Genomic DNA, 15,646 nt, shown 5'->3' with positions numbered 1-15,646 from the left:
CATTGCGGGGCTGGCTGTCCAGCAAGCCTGGAGCTAGAGAGATGCGGGGCCAGCGAGCGGCGCGCCCGACGGCGGGGGACATGCGATGAACATCACCGAACAGGCCGAAGGTGCGAACATCATCCTCAGCATCTCCGGACGGCTGGACAGCACCTCGTCCAAGGGTCTCGAAGATGTCCTGCTCAGGGCGGTGCAGAACAAGGCCGGCGTGGTGATCGACTTCGAGGGCCTGCAATATGTCAGCTCCGCGGGGCTTCGGGTGTTGCTGAAGTCTGCGAAGATGGCGAAGTCGTCCGGAAGCAAGCTTGTTCTCGCCAGCCTCGCGCCACAGGTGGAAGAAGTGTTCGAGGTCAGCGGGTTTACCGCGATCTTCGCCATCCATCCCGACGTGCGGTCCGGTCTGGCCTCGCTCTGAGCACCGAAGATGAGGGGAGGGGTCCGACGATGGTGCCTACCTTCTCGCTCCGTGTGCCTGCTGAAGCCTCTCACCTGAACACTGTCATCGAGAAAGTCGCGGCGTTCCTCAAAGCTGAAGACGTCGCGGAACGTCACAGTCACCGCATCTGCCTCTCGCTCGATGAAGTGCTCTCCAACATCATCGAGCACGGCGCGCCGCAAAGCCTGAAGCGAAGGGATGGCTTCATGGAAGTGGTCGTCGCTGTCCATGAGGATCGCATCGTCACCACGGTCGTGGACGATGGCACATCCTTTAACCCGCTCCTGATGCGAGATCCCGACGTCTCCTCCGGTCTAGATGACCGGGACATCGGCGGACTGGGCATTCATCTGATCAGGAAGCTTTCCAGCGCTGTCCGATACGAACGCGCCGACGGTGTGAACAGGCTGACCTTCGAGAATGCGATCGGGTCTTGAAGGAGAAGAGCCCCCTTCGCCACGTGCTGTCGTTCTGGACACAATGGGGGCAGCGCCGTCAGTTCGGCGCGCCCAGAAGGGTGCGCCAGTTCGCTTCGACCTGTTCCACGAGCTGGGAAGGTAGCGGAACGTAGCCCAGATCCGTTGCGCGTTTCGCCCCGCTTGCCGCGGACCAGCGGAAGAAGGCGATTGCCATTCGCACCCGTTGCGACGCCGGCTTCTTCGCAGACACCACGGCGAATGTGGTGGCCACGATCGGATAAGCCTCGGCAGAGGCGGAGTCCGTGAGCAGCAGGTTGAACTCCCGTGCGGACGACCAGTCTGCGTCGCGTGCGGCAGCCTGGAAGCTTTGCTGGCTCGGGGCCACGAAATTGCCGGCCCTGTTCTTCAGCAAGGCTGAGGACAGTCCGGAACGCTGCGCCTGGGCGAACTCGACATAGCCGATCGAGTTCGGCGTGGCCTTGATCGCGTCTGCCATGCCTCCGTTGCCCTTGGCGCCAGTCCCGACGGGCCAGTCGACGGCCAGCGCACGTCCAATCCGTGCTTGCCATTCGGGGCTGACCTTCGACAGGTAGTCCGTGAAGTTGAAGGTGGTGCCAGACCCGTCCTGGCGCCGGATCACGGCGATGGCGGCGTCCGGCAGGGACAGTTCGAGGTTCAGGTCGCGGATCGCAGGGTCGGACCACGTCTTTATGCGGCCGAGATAGATATCGGCGAGCAGGGGGCCGGTGAGTTTCAGTTGCCCCGATTTGAGGCCCGGGAGGTTCACGGCGGCAACGACGCCGCCCATGACGATCGGGAACTGGGTCAAGGCCGAAGCCTTCAGTTCTTCCGGCCCGAGCGGCACGTCCGTGGTTCCGAAGTCCACGTCGCCGGCGCGCAGCCGCATCATCCCGGCCTGTGAGCCGATGGGCTCGTAATCCAGCCCCGATCCCACCGGCTGGAATTCGGCGTCCGACTGCTCGCGCTGATAGGCCTGCGACCAGCTTTGCAGCACGGGGAACGCGAAGGTCGAACCAGCGCCGCTGATGTTCTGCGTCCATGCGGGAGAAGCGCCGAGAAGGCCTGCGGCGATCGTGGCGGCGAGCAAAGCGAGCCTCATCTGGGCTTCCTCCGGCTGGATCTGGGGCTGTCGGTCATGGTGCGTCCGGCTGTGCCGGCGGTCACGTGCGCGCTAGGCCGGGACGGGACTGCCGGCCAGCGGGAACTCGGAGCCCGATTGCACGGGCGCCTGGGAGCGGACGGATCGCGACACCGAGCGGCGCTCCGCGTCGATCCGCTCGATGAGGACGAAAGCGCGCTCGGCGCTGCCGAGAAGGGCCAGCAGCGATCCGCGCTCGGCCGGCGGCAATTCCGGGCCAAGCTTCAGGCACTGTTCGCGCAGCGCGGCGATCTCCGGCAGCCGCCTTTCGGCGTCCGCCGCGATGGCTGTTTCGCCGTTGGCCTCCCGGGCCAGCACGTCCAGTGCATCGCCGATCTTGCCGAGAACCACTTCGGCCAGAGCCTGCCCAGCCGTCGAGAACTGCTCGCGTTCCACGCGACGCGCCGTTTGGTAGAGGGTTTCGCCGAGGCTGGCCGTGAAATCCGCCTCCTCGATCAGGCTCGCGACAAGATCGGTCTGTGCATAGGGAAGGCCGGGCTTGAACATGCCGGCCGCATAGGTGCGGATTTCGCGGCTGAGGATGTCCGTGGAGGAGTAGTGCTCCCGCGCATCCTTCGGCGCGGTCTTGCTGCCCCGACCGATGTCGAGGAACAGGCGCGCTGCCTCGAGATAGCGCCCGAGCTCCTTCTGGACGGCCGGAACGGCCTTGGCCGGATCACCCTGCTCGCCTGCGTTGAGGTAGCGGGCCTGGGAGAAGTCTTCCAGCTCCTCCGCCTCGTTGCGGCCGACCCTGAGCAGGACCCGCTCGAACACGCTGACGAAGGGGAAGAGGAGGGCGGTGTTGAAGAGGTTGAAGCAGGTCGAGTAGATGCCCACGGCGACCGGGACAAGCGGGAAGGATTCCTTGCCGTCGATCATCTGCGGGACGCCGGGATCTCCGCCGAACCAGCCCATCACATAGGTCAGCAGGATCATGGACGGGAAGAACAGCGGCAGCATCACCGCGACGCCGATGAAGTTGAACGAGATGTGCGCGTAAGCGGCGCGCTTCGCGTTCTTCGTCAGATTCAGGGAGGCGATCCAGGAGGTGATCGTCGTGCCGAGATCCGCGCCCAGCGAGAACGCCACGGCGGTCTGCCATTCCAGCACGCCCGCGGCACCGAGGCCCATGACGATGCCGATGGTTGCCGACGAGGAGTGGATCATTGCCGTGATCCCGGCGGCGATCAGCACGCAGGTGATAAGCCCGCCGAAGGTGTCCGCGTTCAGGCCGGAGATGGCCTCCATGACTTCCGGCATGGCGCGAAGGGGGCGGAGGCCGCCGGTCATCAGGTTGAGGCCGTAGAAGATCAGCGAGAAGCCGATGCAGGCCAGTGCGATGTTGCGAATTTTCGGATTGCTCGAGAAGACGTAGACAAGAGCGAAGAAGCCGGCGAGCAGGAGGCCCAGGGGACCCAGCGGCAGGGCGATCAGGCCGTTGCCGAGCGTGGTGCCGATATTCGCGCCCATGATGACGCTGATCGCTGGCCGCAGGCCTAGGACGCCAGCATTGACTAGTCCGACCACCATAACTGTCATCGCCGTCGACGACTGGATGATGCCGGTGATGAGCGTTCCCGCCATGACGCCCTTGATCGGCGTACCCGCGATGCGACCGAGAAGGGTGCGCATGCGGCTTACGGCCATGGCCTGGATGCCGTTCGACATAAATTCGAGGCCCAGCATGAAGATGCCAAGCCCGCCGATAACCGGCACCAGGATGTCCTTGAAGATGTCGGCCTGCATCTGCCTGTCCAATTCACAGCTGTACGGTAGGATCCTCTCCATCACTGAAGGAGTTTCATGAAGGCGTGACGACGATTGCGACGCTGGGAAAGGCGATCAACTACCGTGATCGGCGGGACTACGCTCCGAAGATGCAGGCAGCCGCCGAACTCTCGCGCTGGCGTTCTCATCGCTGCTGGCAACACGCTCTACATCGGGCGGCGCAGATCGCACCGCGATCCACGACGGCTTATGCCTGCTATTCGTTCACCGGCAGAATGAGCTTCATGACTGCGTGTGAGTGTACAAGGAGCTTGATCGGTCCAGATGCCGCGCCATCATTTCCTCCGCATCGTCCGCTTCATTGGCGGCGATATGGCGGATGATCTGGCCGTGCTCGACGAGCGTCAGGTTCTCCTTGCCGCGCCAGAGCAGCACTTCGGTATGGTACTTCCGCAGCCAGCCCAGCATGGCCTCGCTGACGGCTTCGAACAGCGGATTGCGGGAAATGGCCGCTATCTCCCTGTGGAACCGCATGTCCGCGGAAATGAAGGTCTGGGGATCGGCCGCGCCCCGCGTCTGCTCATCGAGGACGGCAGCAAGCCGCGCAACGTCGTCCTCCGTCGCGCGAGCGGCGGCCTCCCTCACCATCGCGCGCTCGAACAGGCGCCGGGCCTGCTTCAGATGTTCCAGGCTGGTGGGCGAGGTGGACAGGAGCATCTTGGCCGTCAGGTCCACCTGCTCGAAGATGGACCGGGCGTTCACTTCGCGAACACGGGCCCGCTCGCCGTGGGAGATGGTCACCAGGCGATTGTTGGCGAGCGCCTGCAAAGCCTCGCGGATGGCGGGCCGTCCGACGCCGAACCGCTCCATCAACTCGCGCTCCGAGGGCATGGCATCTCCCGGGCCAAGTTCCCCGCTGGTGATCAGGGCCTTCAGGCGATCGAAGATCTCGTCTGAGAGCTTGCGCCGCACAATTGCCTCGGGTGGATTCGCCATCGCTGCGTACCTGTTTCTGTCCGTCGCCCTGTTCGCAAAAGCCGGGCCTGCTCAGTAAAGCAGGCTGGCCGGCCACATCACGATGCCTGGAAACAGCACCATCAGGAGCAGGACCACGAACTGGACGAGCATGAACGGCACCACGGCCTTCATGAGATCTTCCATGCTCACCTTCGTGACCCCGGATACCACATTCAGCACCGTGCCCACGGGTGGCGTGATCAGCCCGATCGAGTTGTTCACGATGAAGAGGACCCCGAAATAGACGGGATCTATGCCTGCCGCCTTGACGATCGGCATCAGGATGGGCGTCAGCACGAGGATGGTCGGGGTCATGTCCATCGCCGTGCCGACCAGGATGACGATGCCCATGATCGCCAGCAGCAGCAGCGTCTGGTTGTCCATCAGCGGCTGGAGCAGGGTGACCAGATCCTGCGCGATGTCGGACACTGTGATGAGCCAGGACGACACCAGGGCCGCCGCGACGAGGAACATCACGATTGCGGTGGTCTTGCCGGCGGCCAGGAACACGTCGAACAGTTCGCTGACCTTCAGTTCGCGGTACACGCAGGTCGCCACGAACAGGGAATACACCGCGGCAACGACGGCTGACTCCGTGGGCGTGAACACACCGAACTTCAGGCCTACGATGATGATGACGGGCAGCATCAGCGCCCAGACACCGTCGATCAGCGCCCGCAGGATGGCCCGGCCGCTCTGGCGCGGCGGAGGCACGATGTTTTCCTTCTTGACCTCCCACCACCATGCCAGCGCGAGCGCAAGTCCGATGATCAGCCCCGGCACCAGCCCTGCAAGGAACAGCTTGGTGATGGACACGCCACCGATCACGCCGAAGATCACAAACCCGATGCTGGGCGGAATGATGGGGCCGATGACACTGGAGGCCGCGATCAGCCCCGCGGCGCGCGGCTTGTCGTGCCCGGCACGCACCATCATCGGCACGAGCAATGCAGACAACGCAGCGGCATCCGCGACGGCCGATCCCGACAAAGCGGAGATCACGCAGGCGGCGAGGATCGCCACATAGCCGAGCCCGCCTTTGACATGGCCGACGATCGTGAGCGCCACGTTGACGATGCGCTTGGATAAGCCGCCGGTGTTCATCAGTTCGCCGGCGAGCATGAAGAACGGCACCGCCATGAGCGGGAACGAGTCCGCGCCGTTGATGATGTTCTGCGCGATGATCTGCGGATCGAAGATGTCGAGGTAGTGCATCAGCGCCACGCCTGCGAGCAGGAGGGCAAAGGCGATCGGCATTCCGATGGCCATGGTGCCGAGCAGGGACCCGGCGAAGACGAGGATCGTCATGGCTGCCTCCTGCTCGTTACCGGCACCGCGACGAGCACCGGAGCACCGGCAGGGCTGGCAAGATGGCGTTCCTGGATCTCGTCGATATTGCCTTCTTCCGACTCCTGCACCGTGACGAGCTTGGCGGCGTCCAGTTCTCCGGCGAGGGCGCGGTAAAGGCCCACCAGCAGGATGGGGATGGTGGACACGCCGAAGACGAGGCCGACGCCGTAGAAGAAGGCCACGGACAGCCCCGACGCCGGAGCGACGACATCCCAGTTGATCAGGGTTTGCTGCCAACTGCCGATGAAGAGCAGGGACGTTGCGTAAAGCATCAGCAGGTAGCTGGCGGTGAAGCACAGCTTCTTGCCCCAGAGCGGCAGCCGGCGAACGAGGGAATCGACCCCGAGATGGCCACGCTCCCGCATGGCGATGATGGCCCCGAGGAAGGTCAGCCATACGAACATCCAGCGCGACACCTCCTCGGACAAGGTGATGCCGGAGTTGAAGCCGTAGCGCAGCACGACATTGCCGAAGACGAGGACGACCATGGCCGCCATAAGGAATGCGACCAGTATCTTCAGTATCCAGAAGTAGACATCAACAATGTACGACACGACTGATCCTCCCGTCGCCGCCGGTGCTCCCGGCTCTTGAGCGTCCACGCCATCCCGCCTGTACTGAAAGAGGATCGTCCCGCCCGGCCGGGCGGCCGGGCGGGACGAAGCGCCTAGTGCACGGACGCGATGGAGGCCTGCGCCTGCTTCACGAGATCTTCGCCGACGGTGGCGGTGTACTTGTCGATGACGGGCTGAAGCGTGGTCTTGATCCTGGAAACCTCCTCCGGCGCCAGCTCGTTGATCATCATTCCCTTGGACTTCAGGTCCGCAACGATCTTGGCGTCCTCGGCGCGGCTGAACTTCCTCTGGAAGTCCTTGGCCTCGTTGCAGGATGAAACGAAGATCGTGCGCTCCTCCTCCGACAGGCCGTCCCAGAGCTTCTTGCTCATGATCACCGCCCAGGGAGAATAGGCGTGCTTGGTCACGCTGATATACTTCTGCACTTCGTTGAGCTTGTTGACCGAGATGATGCCATAGGGGTTCTCCTGGGCATCGATGGCTCCGGATTCCAGCGCCGTGTAGACCTCCGGCCATGGCATCGGCACGGCGTTGGCGCCGAGCGTCTTGAAGGATTCGAGGTAGACCGGATTCTGCATGGTCCGGATCTTCAGGCCGGCGACGTCCTCGCCCTTGCTGATCGGCCTTTTGCTGTTGGTGATGTTCCGGAAGCCGTTCTCGAAGAAGCAGAGCCCCGCGAGGTTCTTCTCGGACAGTTTCGCCAGAAGGGTCTGCCCGACCGGTCCATCGACCACGGCATCCGCTTCCTTCTCGTTCGCGAACAGGAACGGGAAGTCGAAGATGGCATATTCCTTCACCAGCCCGGCGAGCGGGGCAGTGGAGGTGCCGACGATGTCCTGCACGCCGCCTTGCGTGGCGGAAATGGTCTGCGTTTCCGAGCCCAGCTGCGTGGCCGGGTAGACCTTCATCTTGATCTTGCCGCCGCTCTTCTGGCCGACAAGCTCGACGAATTTGTTGGCTCCCTGACCGAGGGGATGGGCTTCAAAGGTGCTGTAGCCGAACTTGAGCGTGCGCTCCTTCACCTCGGCGAGCGCCGAGGTCGAGAGCAGCGCCAGAGACAGCGCGGCGGCCGCCAGACGGGCGGGTATGTGGTTTGACATGGCATTTCCTCCAAAATGCGTGATGGACCGCCGCGACCATTCGGTCTGTCAGCGGGCAGGCAGGCTGCTTTACCCTCTCGTCGTGGTCACGCCGCCCGGGGCGGATTGCAGATCTCCTCCACTGAGCGTTGCACGGCCGCCGGATCGAAGATCCTGTCGAGCCAGCCGTCGCGGAAGATCTGCGGGCGCGCTTGCTCGATGGCGTAGAGCGCGCCGTCCGAGAACTTGCCTTCCGGGAACACTTCGAAGGCGATGGCGAGTTCGATGGTGAGATGCCCCAGCAGGAAGTCGGTCGCGGCCTCGCGCGGCACGCCGCGCCGCACAGCTTCATCCACCGCGTCGCGCAATGCCAGGCACATCGTAGCGCCGATCGTCTCGGCCAGCGCCGGCTCCATGATGGCGATCTGCTCCACTGTGCAGCGGTGCGCGCGCATGACCGGTTTGTAGATGGTGCGGGCGATCTGCTCGCAGGCGGCATAGTGTTCGTCCGGTCCCTGCATCAGGGCGCAGACGATGTGCTGCTTCGCATGGACGCCTCCGAAGAAATCCTTCTTCGCGGCCTCCGTCACCTCGTCATTGAAAATCGGCGGATGGCACGGATGGGTCACGAAGTAGGTGACATCGTCGCGCTTCGGCAGTTCCCCGGCATGGGGGGCGGCGGCATCGAGCATGATGATGGCGGTGCCGGGCCTGACCTTCTCGATGAAGGTGTGGGCGATCTTGCCGATCATGCGGTCCGGCACGGCCATCAGGACGGCGTCGCTGTCGGCAAGTGCATTGTCTCCGTCGACGCAATCGGCGCCGGTGGCAGCCTTGAGCCGGGCGCGGCCTTCGTCCGAAGGCTCCACGTGGAGAACCTCATAGGGCGAGCCCTGAAGGTTGGTGGCAAGCCGAACCCCCATCTTTCCACCGGCACCCAGCAACGCGATCTTCTTCATGGTGTCCCTCCTCAGGTTACGCTTTCTGTCCGCCGTCCCGGGCGTCCAGGAAGAAACTGGGCGACCCCATCTGGCCGCCCTTGAATGCGATCTCGAGCCCGTCGTGGTCGCCCTCGGCATGGGCGCGGCAAAGCGGTGAGCCCGGCACGAGCGGGGCAAGCGCGGTGACGGCATAGATCCCCAGCGCCATGCCGGCCTGGCCGGACGTGTCGCCGCCGGAGATCACCGCGCGCTTCAGCTTCGCTGTCCTGAGCACACGGTCGAGGACCGTTCCGAGACCATCGCCGATGCGGGTGTTGATCTCGCCGGTATCGTCACCGCTGGCGGCGATTGCTGCGCCAAGCGCCGGAATGGCCGGATCGTCGGGTCCGCTCGCGGTGAACACCAGAGGATCGCGGCCGTCCTGCAACGCGCCCAATGCCTGCTCCGTCGCGAGGTCGAGTTCGCCGTTCCAGGCTCGCGCATCGACGGCGCGGCTGGCGTCCAGCCGGATGCCCGCGAAGCCGGCCAGCAGCGCCCGGTCGATCTGGACTGCGGTAATGGGCGAGCAGGAGCCGGAGACGACCGCGAGCCGTTCGGCACCGATGGCCGCAACGCCGGCTGCGGCCTCCGGCAGGAGGCCGGCGGCGCGCCAGTGGGCAACGAGCGCGTATTCGACGCCTTGCGAGCCAACCGCGAACAGCCTCTCCCCGCGATGTTCCCAGATCAGGCGCCCTACTTCCTGCAGCGTCTCCTGGTCGATGACGTCGAGCGAGATCAGCGCGCGTCCGGCGTCCTGCTCGCGCCGCAGGGCCATGTCGGCTCGTCCACCCTTCATCTCCGCGAGGTCGATGAGGCCGACAGGCATCCGGGTCTGATCCGCCAGGTGCAGGCGCAGATCCGATTCCCGCATTGGCGTCACGGGGTGGCGCGACATCACCGGGTGACGATCCAGCCGGTGCCCGACACCATCGATTGCCGCGAACAGGTTTCCGAAGGCCTGGTATCGCGCCAGAGCGGGCGCACCCACGACCATCGGGTGCCAGCTTCCGCCGAGCGGGGGTGCTGCGATCTCGATGGCCTTGCCGATGGATCCCATCTCCGGCGCGGAGTCGAAGGTCGAGCAGACCTTGTAGTGCGCGATGGGCGCACCCAGCGACGCCATCATTTCGAACGCCGCAGGCAGATGGTCTTCCATCCACCGGGGCGAGCGCGCACGCGCCATTCCGGCGATGCCGAGCGCGCGGTACCCGGAGAAACGTGCGATCTGCTCCGGCGTCGGCAGGCCAAGGAACAGGACAGTCGGCACGCCTGCGAAGGTCAGCACTTCCATCACGGCCGAGGAGCCGGTGTAGTCGTCCCCGTAGAAGCTCAGGAGCCAGTCCGCCTCGGGTGCCGGATTGGTCATGAAGCTTTCGCCTCTACCGGTCCGAAGTCGGCACTCGCGGCCGACGGCGCATTCCTGAGTGTCGTGTCCCAGGCTTCGCGCAAGGCGGCCACGCCGGCGGCAGGCCCGCCCGGATGGGCCATGATTCCGCCGCCGGCGGCGAAGATCAGGTCGGCCGATCCAAGCGCCGCGTAGGTGGGGGGAACCTGCTTCGCCGATTGCCCGGAGGAGAAGACAGGCATCGCAAGGCAGGGCTTGTCGGCGAACATCGGCGTCAGGCACTCCCGCGCCGAGGCGATCACGCTATCGTCCGGTTCGGAGAACTTGTTCGCCAGGCCGTTGACGTGCATGTGGTCCGCGCCCGCGAGCCGCCAGATCTTCTGCCAGGCGATGTAGGACCAGCCCAGCATCGGTGCGCGGGAGAGGTAGCCCCAGCCATTGCGGTGGGCGTGTATCGGCAGCTGGCTGAAACGCCCCAGCTCGATCATGCCGACCAGCCCGACGGAGTTCAGGCTTGCCATGACGCAGGTGCCTCCGAGCTTGAGGACGAGGTCATGCCGCCGGCGCATCTGGTCGATCTCGCCGGTGATGTTGAAGGCGAACATCACCTTTCTGCCGGTGCGGTCGGCATGCTCGTTGACGACGCGCATCACCGCGCGGGCACGGTCGTCGAAGGGGCAGTGCGGGCCGTCGGATTGCAGCTCATCGTCCTTGATGAAGTCGAGGCCCGCCTCGCACATGGTTTGCGTGAGATTTGCGGTCTCGGCCGGCCCGAACCCCACGCTGGGCTTCACGATGGTCCCCACGATCGGGCGCTGGTGCACCCCGGCGAGCCGCCGGGTCCCCACGATGCCGAATTTCGGGCCGGGATAGGCGCCGCCGAACGCGTCGGGCAGGCGGATATCGAGCAGCCGCAGCCCTGAGAACTGCTTCAGTTCGAAGAGATTTCCGGCCACCGTCGCCACCAGGTTGGGCAGCGATGGGCCGAGATTGTCGAGTGGCCAGGACAGGGTGACGCGGGCGCGCTGAAAGTGGCCGTCTGGCGGTGTGCCGGCTGAACCGGGAAGCGATGGCGTCGAAACCGTTTCCAGAAGATCGAGCGCTTCGATGCGCGCGGCCGAGCGCTGCTTGAGCTCGGGGGTTTCCCCGGGAACGGGCACGAAGGTGCCGCTCGACTGCTCCCCGGCGGCGGCTTCGGCAGCGCGCCTGGGATCGTCGGAGGTCTCGATGATGTAGTCCGCTTCAATCCTCTCAGGCACGACCCCTCCTTGCACCTGGGCGGGGCAGGTGCCGTTCAGATCCATGAAGTGGAAGGGCGAAGCCCTATCAGCGTTTCCGGCAACTCTTCGGCTGCTTTGGCATACTGATTATACCAGTTACTTGGGATGAACAAGCGTCTGCTGGCGCGCCTTCGAGCGGCCCGTCCGTTTGACGCCGGCAGGCTGCGCTATCGAGATGTGGCCTTACGCGGCGTGCAGCCGAAGGGAAGGCTGCCCCAGCCGGGGGTAGTCCTGACCAACCTCTTTGGCGGCGATGAACTGGTGAAAGACCCGGGCTCGGCTCTCTCGTCCTGAGGCTGGGCTTCTCTTCGTTTGCAGAGGATCGGCCGCACGCCAGCTGGCACGCGCGTTCTCAGCTAGTAGACGCGGTGCTAGGACGAGGCCGTGCCATCGCCAACGTAACGTGTACCACCGGCAGCACCTAAGGCGGCTGCCCGCCGAGGCGGAAACGCGACGGTGCGCTAGACGAACTCGTCGCGCATCGGCGTAAAGACATCGACGAGCACGCCCGCCTCGGTGGCGACCACGCCGTGGATCTCGTTCGACGGAACGAGGAAGCAGTCGCCGGCCACCATGTGCTCGGTCTTGCCGGAGATCGTCACGTCGAAGGCGCCGCTCTCGATCAGCGTGCACTGCACGTGGACATGCTGGTGCAGCGATCCCACGGCGCCCCGCTCGAAGTCGACACGGACCATCATGACCCCGTCATTGTAGCCGAGGACCTTGCGGCGCACGCCCGGCTCCGTGGGCGTCCAGGCAATGTCGGCGTCGTGGGTGAAAACCTGGTTCTTCATCGTGTCGTCCTCGAAAGTGTCAGCGCGCCAGCCAGCCGCCATCGACCGGCAGGGTAATGCCGTGGACATAATCCGCGGCGCGCGAGGCCAGGAACACGGCGGCGCCGCCGATGTCGGCGGGCTGCCCCCAGGCGCCGGCCGGGATGCGGCCCAGAATGGCGGCGTTGCGGTTGGGATCCTCGCGCAGCGCCTGCGTGTTGTTGGTCGCGACATAGCCGGGCGCGATGGCGTTGACGTTGATGCCTTTGGCAGCCCATTCGCAGGCCAGCAGCCGCGTCAGGCCCGCGAGCCCGCTTTTCGCGGCTGTGTAGGACGCCACGCGGATGCCGCCCTGGAAGGACAGCAGCGAGGCGATGTTGATGATCTTACCGCCCGCGTTGTCCGCCAGCATGGCGCGCGCCGCCGCCTGGGACAGGAAGAAGGCCGACTTCAGGTTGACGTCCATCACGGCGTCCCAGTCGGCTTCCGTGAAGTCGAGCGCGTCGGCGCGCCGGATGATGCCGGCATTGTTGACGAGGATGTCGACGCGGCCCGAGAGTTCGGCAGCTTCCGCCATCACCCTCGCGACGGGCTCCAACGTGGCGAGATCCGCCGACACTGCGCGGAACGGCGCGCCGTGGGAGGCCACCAGTTCCGCGGTCTCGTCCATGCCGGAGCGGCCGAGCGCGACCACGCCGGCGCCGGCTTCCGCCAGCGCAACAGCGATGGCCTGGCCGATGCCGGTGTTGGCGCCCGTGACGAGGGCGGTGCGGCCGGAGAGATCGAACGCCGCCGGCCTCACCGCAGCGCGTCCATCGCGATGACGTCCATGTCGGTGTAGTCAATGTTGTCGCCGCCCATGCCCCAGATGAAGCTGTAGGCGCTGGTGCCGACGCCGGAATGCACCGACCATGGCGGCGACAGGATGGCCTGCTCGTTGGCGACCACGAGGTGGCGCGTCTCGGCGGGCTCGCCCATCAGGTGGATGACGCGGGCGGTGTCCGGCAGGTCGAAGTAGAGGTAGACCTCGGCGCGGCGGTCGTGGACGTGGGCCGGCATCGTGTTCCACATATTGCCGGCGTCGAGCTGCGTCAGGCCCATCACAAGCTGGCTCGTCGTGCAGACGTCCGGGTGGATCATCTGGTAGATCGTGCGCTTGTTGGCGGTTTCCTGGGCGCCCAACTCCATCTTCTTGGCGGACGCGGCGGAGATCAGCTTGGTCTCGTAGCGGGCATGGGCCGGCACGCTGAGCAGGTAGAAGCGCGCCGGATTCGCGGCGTCGTCGGAGTGGAAGCGCACGCTCGCCGTGCCCTTCGTGACATAGAGCGCATCGCGCGGCTGCAACTGATGGATCTCGCCGTCCGTCTCGACACGGCCGGGGCCGCCCACGTTGAAGACGCCCAGTTCGCGGCGGTCGAGGAAGTTCGGCGAGCCGATGGTGGCGTTGTCGCTCTCCAGATCCAGAGGCCGCGTGGTGGGGGTGACGCCGCCCACCACGAAACGCTCGATGTGGCTGTAGGTCAGCGCGATCTCACCAGGCGCGAACAGCCGCTCTATGAGGAAATGGCGGCGCAATTCCTGCGTGTCGTAGGCCTTGACGGCGTCGGGGTGGCTGACGTGTCGGACGTCGATCATGACGGGTCTCACTTGTTCGGAAAGGAAAGAGGCGCGGCGCCCTAGTGGTGGAACAGGCTGGGAAGCCACAGCGACAGGGCCGGCACGTAGGTGACGAGCAGCAGCACGACGACGCTGGCGCCGAGGAACGGCCAGATCGTCTTCATGGCCTCGCCGATCGAGATCTTGCCGACGGCGCAGCCGACGAACAGAACCGAGCCAACCGGCGGCGTGTTGAGGCCGATGCCGGCGTTCAGGATCAGCACGATGCCGAACTGCAGCGGGCTGACGCCGAAGGCGGTGACTACGGGCAGGAAGATCGGCGTGCAGATGATGACCATCGGCGCCATGTCCATGAAGGTGCCAAGGATCAGCAGCAGGATGTTGATCATCAGCAGGATGATGATGGGGTTGTCGGACACCGCCCGCATCAGGCTGATGGTGGCCTGCGGCACCTGCAGGAAGGCCATCAGCCAGCCGAAGGCGCTGGCGCAGCCGATGACCAGCAGCACCATGGCTGTGGTGCGCACCGCGGCGAGCGTCGCCTCCAGGAAATCGCGCCATTTCAGGCTGCGGTAGGCGAACACCGTGATGCCCAGCGCGTAGAGCAGCGCGACGCATGAACTCTCGGTGGCGGTGAACACGCCCGACCGGACGCCGCCGAAGATGATGGCGATGAGAACGATGCCCGGGGATGCCGCGAGGAGGTAGGCGAGAACCGTCGCGAAACCGGGGAACACGCCCGCGGGATAGCCGCGCCGTACCGCCACGATCCAGGCGGTGATCATCAGCGCCGCCATGAGGAGGAGCCCCGGGATGATGCCGGCCGTGAACAGGTCCGCCACCGACACCGAGCCGCCGGCGGCGATGGAATAGATGATCATGTTGTGCGACGGCGGCAGCAGCAGCGCGATGATGGCCGCGTTGACCGTGACGTTGACCGCGTAGTCGCGGCCATAGCCGCGCGCCGCCATCTGCGGGATCATGATGCCGCCGACCGCCGACGCATCGGCGATGGCCGAGCCGGACACGCCGCCGAAGAAGGTGGAGGCCAGGATGTTGACCTGGCCGAGGCCGCCGCGGAGATGGCCGACGAGGCTGGCGGCGAAGCGGATCAGCCGGTCGGCGATGCCGCCGCGCACCATGAGGTCGCCGGCATAGATGAACAGCGGGATCGCGATCATCGCGAACGCATTCATGCCGGAATTGATCTGCTGGAACACGACGATGGGCGGCAGGCCCATGTAGAGCACCGTGGCCAGCGACGCGATGCCGAGGCAGAACGCGACCGGCGTCCCGATGACGAGGAGCAGCGTGAAGACGCCGAAGAGGATCCACAGTTCCATGGCTAGTCCTCGACGGCGACGAGATGCGGTTGATCAGGGCGGACGAGGGGAACCTCCTCGCCGGCGAACAGAAGGCGGGCCAATTTCTCGAGCGCGAACAGCGCGATGAGCGCGCCGCCGACCGCGAGCGGCAGGTAATCCATGCCCTGCGGGATGGGCAGGCCGGCCATGTCCGCGCTCCAGGTGGAGGCGGCGAGCTGCCAGCCGTACCAGCTCATGGCGACGCCGAAGCCCGTGACGAGGGTTTCCGTGGTGGCCAGCATGACGCGGCGCAGCGGGCGCGGCGCGTGGTGGAGCGCCGTCTCGAAGCCGAGATGGACGCCCTCTCGGACGCCCACCGCCGCGCCGAGCAGGATAAACCAGCTCATCAGAAGCAGGGCGCCCGGCTCGGTCCAGCTTGGGGAATCGTTCAGGACGTAGCGGGCGAAGACCTGCCACGCGACGAACGCCGTCATAAGGACGAGGCCTGCGCCGGCCAGCCAGACGGCCGCCGTGCTGATGCGGGAAAGAATGTCGGGGATGTGCCTAAGCCTGGCCATGCCGCG

At 65.5% G+C, this 15,646-nt stretch carries 16 protein-coding genes; 2 read left to right on the top strand and 14 right to left on the bottom strand.

What is annotated here, in order from left to right:
• Nucleotides 1-85: 85 nt before the first annotated feature.
• Together SCD90_RS09060 and SCD90_RS09055 are read left to right on the top strand one after the other, a co-directional pair.
• Nucleotides 86-415, top strand: a complete 330-nt coding sequence (locus SCD90_RS09060; protein ID WP_319844335.1) for an STAS domain-containing protein — start codon at nucleotides 86-88, stop codon at nucleotides 413-415.
• 29 nt (nucleotides 416-444) lie between these two features.
• A complete protein-coding gene (locus SCD90_RS09055) occupies nucleotides 445-873 on the top strand; it encodes an ATP-binding protein (protein WP_319844334.1) in 429 nt (142 codons plus the stop codon).
• Nucleotides 874-931: 58 nt separating this feature from the next.
• Here SCD90_RS09055 and pstS read toward each other — a convergent pair whose 3' ends face one another.
• The 14 genes from pstS to SCD90_RS08985 form a co-directional block, all read right to left on the bottom strand.
• Nucleotides 932-1,975 (bottom strand): phosphate ABC transporter substrate-binding protein PstS, encoded by a 1,044-nt coding sequence (gene pstS / locus SCD90_RS09050; RefSeq protein ID WP_319844333.1) that lies wholly within the window; start codon nucleotides 1,973-1,975, stop codon nucleotides 932-934.
• A gap of 72 nt (nucleotides 1,976-2,047) precedes the next feature.
• Nucleotides 2,048-3,760 carry a Na/Pi cotransporter family protein gene (locus SCD90_RS09045; RefSeq protein ID WP_319844332.1) on the bottom strand — a complete coding sequence of 571 codons (1,713 nt, stop codon included), beginning with the start codon at nucleotides 3,758-3,760 and terminating at the stop codon, nucleotides 2,048-2,050.
• Nucleotides 3,761-4,024: 264 nt separating this feature from the next.
• On the bottom strand, nucleotides 4,025-4,738 hold the full coding sequence (locus SCD90_RS09040) for a transcriptional regulator NanR (protein ID WP_319844331.1): 714 nt from the start codon (nucleotides 4,736-4,738) through the stop codon (nucleotides 4,025-4,027).
• Nucleotides 4,739-4,789: 51 nt separating this feature from the next.
• Nucleotides 4,790-6,067 carry a TRAP transporter large permease gene (locus SCD90_RS09035; protein ID WP_319844330.1) on the bottom strand — a complete coding sequence of 426 codons (1,278 nt, stop codon included), beginning with the start codon at nucleotides 6,065-6,067 and terminating at the stop codon, nucleotides 4,790-4,792.
• Nucleotides 6,064-6,663 carry a TRAP transporter small permease gene (locus tag SCD90_RS09030; protein WP_319844329.1) on the bottom strand — a complete coding sequence of 200 codons (600 nt, stop codon included), beginning with the start codon at nucleotides 6,661-6,663 and terminating at the stop codon, nucleotides 6,064-6,066. The genes SCD90_RS09035 and SCD90_RS09030 overlap by 4 nt, the downstream gene beginning before the upstream one ends.
• A gap of 113 nt (nucleotides 6,664-6,776) precedes the next feature.
• A complete protein-coding gene (locus SCD90_RS09025) occupies nucleotides 6,777-7,784 on the bottom strand; it encodes a TRAP transporter substrate-binding protein (protein ID WP_319844328.1) in 1,008 nt (335 codons plus the stop codon).
• A gap of 86 nt (nucleotides 7,785-7,870) precedes the next feature.
• Nucleotides 7,871-8,722 carry a phosphogluconate dehydrogenase C-terminal domain-containing protein gene (locus SCD90_RS09020; RefSeq protein ID WP_319844327.1) on the bottom strand — a complete coding sequence of 284 codons (852 nt, stop codon included), beginning with the start codon at nucleotides 8,720-8,722 and terminating at the stop codon, nucleotides 7,871-7,873.
• A 16-nt stretch (nucleotides 8,723-8,738) separates the two neighbouring features.
• Nucleotides 8,739-10,109, bottom strand: coding sequence for a four-carbon acid sugar kinase family protein (locus tag SCD90_RS09015; RefSeq protein ID WP_319844326.1), 1,371 nt, complete (start codon nucleotides 10,107-10,109; stop codon nucleotides 8,739-8,741).
• Complete coding sequence (locus tag SCD90_RS09010; protein ID WP_425265668.1) at nucleotides 10,106-11,392, bottom strand: ribulose-bisphosphate carboxylase large subunit family protein; 1,287 nt, start codon at nucleotides 11,390-11,392, stop codon at nucleotides 10,106-10,108. The genes SCD90_RS09015 and SCD90_RS09010 overlap by 4 nt, the downstream gene beginning before the upstream one ends.
• A gap of 437 nt (nucleotides 11,393-11,829) precedes the next feature.
• Nucleotides 11,830-12,162, bottom strand: a complete 333-nt coding sequence (locus SCD90_RS09005) for a cupin domain-containing protein (RefSeq protein WP_319844324.1) — start codon at nucleotides 12,160-12,162, stop codon at nucleotides 11,830-11,832.
• 19 nt (nucleotides 12,163-12,181) lie between these two features.
• Nucleotides 12,182-12,943, bottom strand: coding sequence for a 2-dehydro-3-deoxy-D-gluconate 5-dehydrogenase KduD (kduD, locus tag SCD90_RS09000; protein WP_319844323.1), 762 nt, complete (start codon nucleotides 12,941-12,943; stop codon nucleotides 12,182-12,184).
• A complete protein-coding gene (gene kduI, locus SCD90_RS08995) occupies nucleotides 12,940-13,776 on the bottom strand; it encodes a 5-dehydro-4-deoxy-D-glucuronate isomerase (RefSeq protein WP_319844322.1) in 837 nt (278 codons plus the stop codon). The genes kduD and kduI overlap by 4 nt, the downstream gene beginning before the upstream one ends.
• A gap of 41 nt (nucleotides 13,777-13,817) precedes the next feature.
• The gene (locus tag SCD90_RS08990) at nucleotides 13,818-15,101 is read right to left on the bottom strand and encodes a TRAP transporter large permease (protein ID WP_319844321.1); all 1,284 of its coding nucleotides are present in this window, start codon (nucleotides 15,099-15,101) and stop codon (nucleotides 13,818-13,820) included.
• A gap of 2 nt (nucleotides 15,102-15,103) precedes the next feature.
• On the bottom strand, nucleotides 15,104-15,640 hold the full coding sequence (locus SCD90_RS08985) for a TRAP transporter small permease (protein WP_319844320.1): 537 nt from the start codon (nucleotides 15,638-15,640) through the stop codon (nucleotides 15,104-15,106).
• Nucleotides 15,641-15,646: the final 6 nt, after the last annotated feature.

The sequence above is a fragment of the Terrihabitans rhizophilus genome, assembly GCF_033898525.1.
In the GTDB taxonomy this organism is placed as follows: Bacteria; Pseudomonadota; Alphaproteobacteria; order Rhizobiales; family Methylopilaceae; genus Flaviflagellibacter; species Flaviflagellibacter rhizophilus.
Note: the sequence above shows the minus strand (reverse complement) of the source record. Positions and strands in the feature narration are given on the sequence as shown.

Coding starts and splice junctions, on each gene's coding strand:
- SCD90_RS09060 (WP_319844335.1), top strand. CDS start 86: ATGAACATCACCGAACAGGCCGAAGGTGCGAACATCATCCTCAGCATC.
- SCD90_RS09055 (WP_319844334.1), top strand. CDS start 445: ATGGTGCCTACCTTCTCGCTCCGTGTGCCTGCTGAAGCCTCTCACCTG.
- pstS (WP_319844333.1), bottom strand. CDS start 1,975: ATGAGGCTCGCTTTGCTCGCCGCCACGATCGCCGCAGGCCTTCTCGGC.
- SCD90_RS09045 (WP_319844332.1), bottom strand. CDS start 3,760: ATGCAGGCCGACATCTTCAAGGACATCCTGGTGCCGGTTATCGGCGGG.
- SCD90_RS09040 (WP_319844331.1), bottom strand. CDS start 4,738: ATGGCGAATCCACCCGAGGCAATTGTGCGGCGCAAGCTCTCAGACGAG.
- SCD90_RS09035 (WP_319844330.1), bottom strand. CDS start 6,067: ATGACGATCCTCGTCTTCGCCGGGTCCCTGCTCGGCACCATGGCCATC.
- SCD90_RS09025 (WP_319844328.1), bottom strand. CDS start 7,784: ATGTCAAACCACATACCCGCCCGTCTGGCGGCCGCCGCGCTGTCTCTG.
- SCD90_RS09020 (WP_319844327.1), bottom strand. CDS start 8,722: ATGAAGAAGATCGCGTTGCTGGGTGCCGGTGGAAAGATGGGGGTTCGG.
- SCD90_RS09015 (WP_319844326.1), bottom strand. CDS start 10,109: ATGACCAATCCGGCACCCGAGGCGGACTGGCTCCTGAGCTTCTACGGG.
- SCD90_RS09010 (WP_425265668.1), bottom strand. CDS start 11,392: ATGGATCTGAACGGCACCTGCCCCGCCCAGGTGCAAGGAGGGGTCGTG.
- SCD90_RS09005 (WP_319844324.1), bottom strand. CDS start 12,162: ATGAAGAACCAGGTTTTCACCCACGACGCCGACATTGCCTGGACGCCC.
- kduI (WP_319844322.1), bottom strand. CDS start 13,776: ATGATCGACGTCCGACACGTCAGCCACCCCGACGCCGTCAAGGCCTAC.
- SCD90_RS08990 (WP_319844321.1), bottom strand. CDS start 15,101: ATGGAACTGTGGATCCTCTTCGGCGTCTTCACGCTGCTCCTCGTCATC.
- SCD90_RS08985 (WP_319844320.1), bottom strand. CDS start 15,640: ATGGCCAGGCTTAGGCACATCCCCGACATTCTTTCCCGCATCAGCACG.